The following is a 2,036-nucleotide window of genomic DNA, read 5'->3' as shown; positions in this document are numbered from 1 at the left end:
GACGATGAGAATGCGGAAATTAAAATTTTAAGTCCCTGTGGAGTTTGCCAAGAAAGATTAAGTTATTTTGGAAAAGAAGTCAGATGTGCAATTACAAACAAAGAAAATACTCTAGAATTTAAGACCTTAGAAGAATTGATGCCTCATTATTGGGGAAGAGCGTATGATGATATAAAATTCTAAAAAATATGAATATAAAAGGAGCTCTTATGAATATAAAATATTTAAACATCCGAATCCCTCTAGAAAGTGAATCAGAGAAAATTCTTCATTACGTTAATCATGTGGCAGGTGAAACAGATTTTTTAACTTTTGGGAAAGGAGAATATCCACTAGATAGTAATGGTATAAAAAATTCTATTGAAAATTTAAGTAGTTCAAAAAATTCTATCATGTTGATAGCAGAATTAGATAATAAAATAATTGGTTTAGCTTCTATTAAAGGATATGATAAAGTAAGAATGGATCATGTGGGTGATCTAGGCATTACGATTATGAAAGATTATTGGGGCCAAGGAATTGGAAAACAAATTGTTGATTTTTTATTAAAATGGGCTAAAAATAATGAGTTTTTATATAAAGTTAATTTAAAAGTAAGACATGATAATCTAAAAGCAATTAAAATTTATAAAGATTTTGGATTTAATAAAGAAGGAATTTTATTGGATGATTTTAAAGTTAATAAGGTATATTACAACCATATTTTAATGGGTATAAATGTATAAACTTTTTAAAATTTAGGGTCTGTCTACATTTGTGTAAACCTCCAAATTAATGTAATTGTAGTTTACATTAATTTGGTATAGACCCATTCTTGTCTTTTACAACCTCACCTATATATAATTTTTTTCTATTAAATCCCTCTCTATCTAAACCTTTTTCATCATATCCATTTTTATCATACCCTTGCCGGTCATATCCAATATTATTATAACCTTTCTTGTCATACCCTTGATTATCATGTCCTTTTCTATTGTAGCCTTCTTTACTATAACCTTGTCTACTATATCCTTTTCTATCGTAACCTTCTTTATCATATCCTTCTCGATTATATCCAAAGTTATTATAACCTTCTTTACTATAACCATAAATACTGTATCCTTCTTTATCATAAAATGTTTTTGTAACTTTATTTACTTCCTCTCTAGACCATCCATTTTTATCATATCTAGTACCGGTTTCCCTATTTGTTCCATCTATTTTATATCCTTTTTCATCATATTTAGTCTCTGTCTTTTTATTTATCCCAAAATATGACCACCCATATTCATCATATAGTGTTTTTGTCTGCTCATTCTTGTAATCTATTGACCATCCGTATTTATCATACCTAGTATTGGTCTCTTTATTTATTCCTTGCTTATTCCATCCATCATCGTTCCATCCATCTTTTTTATATCCATTTCGATCATATCTATCACGATTATAACCATAATCATTGAATCCGCTTTTATCGTAGTTTTCTATATCATAACCATATTTGTCATACCCTTCACGGTCATATCCATCATCACTGTACCCACTTATATTATAACCTTCTTTATCTGTATATCCCATAGAATGCCAATTACGTTTTGTAACTTGGTTAAACCCTGTTTTATTATAATGGCTACACCCCACCATAAATATTATTGCACTTATAAGTGTGCCTATTTTTATATATTTCATAAAGTCTCACTTCCAAAATTTATTTTAAAATCTTATAACTAAAGATAAATAATAATAAAATTGACATTAATAAACCTAATTTAAGGTATTTATCCTGCCATTTCAAATTAACTCCATGATTCATCTTTCCTATTATTTTTGATAATGATCTTCCTCTTCGTTTTAGAGCAAAATTTTGAGAATAAAAAGTTCTGTAATTCAATCCATCTATAATCTTATCAAAAAGTTGCAGTCCATATAATAACGATATTATAGATCCTAAGAAAAATCCTAATCCTATATACTCTTTACCAAAATTTATAAAAATTAAAGTGAGCGTTGTACTTAACAGACAAAATAATCCTGTAACCTTTAAAGCACTTTTTAAT

Annotated in this window: 3 protein-coding genes and 1 pseudogene; 2 read left to right on the top strand and 2 right to left on the bottom strand. The window is 27.8% G+C overall.

Features of this window, described 5'->3' with window-relative positions:
• Together WBG30_RS10720 and WBG30_RS10715 are read left to right on the top strand one after the other, a co-directional pair.
• Positions 1-183, top strand: a pseudogene (locus tag WBG30_RS10720) (hypothetical protein); the annotation flags it as partial.
• A 26-nt stretch (positions 184-209) separates the two neighbouring features.
• Positions 210-725: a GNAT family N-acetyltransferase gene (locus tag WBG30_RS10715; protein WP_424504650.1), complete on the top strand. Its 516-nt coding sequence runs from the start codon at positions 210-212 to the stop codon at positions 723-725.
• A 67-nt stretch (positions 726-792) separates the two neighbouring features.
• Here WBG30_RS10715 and WBG30_RS10710 read toward each other — a convergent pair whose 3' ends face one another.
• Positions 793-1,668: a hypothetical protein gene (locus WBG30_RS10710; RefSeq protein ID WP_424504649.1), complete on the bottom strand. Its 876-nt coding sequence runs from the start codon at positions 1,666-1,668 to the stop codon at positions 793-795.
• A gap of 19 nt (positions 1,669-1,687) precedes the next feature.
• On the bottom strand, positions 1,688-2,036 hold a 349-nt coding region (pelG, locus tag WBG30_RS10705; protein WP_424504648.1), incomplete at its 5' end, for an exopolysaccharide Pel transporter PelG.

It is taken from the genome of Psychrilyobacter sp. (genome assembly GCF_049671765.1).
In the GTDB taxonomy this organism is placed as follows: Bacteria; Fusobacteriota; Fusobacteriia; order Fusobacteriales; family Fusobacteriaceae; genus Psychrilyobacter.
This window is presented reverse-complemented; position numbering and strand designations above follow the sequence as displayed.

Bases quoted from the DNA above. Each gene is read 5' to 3' on its own strand.
- WBG30_RS10710 (WP_424504649.1), bottom strand. From the start codon at position 1,668: ATGAAATATATAAAAATAGGCACACTTATAAGTGCAATAATATTTATG.
- WBG30_RS10715 (WP_424504650.1), top strand. From the start codon at position 210: ATGAATATAAAATATTTAAACATCCGAATCCCTCTAGAAAGTGAATCA.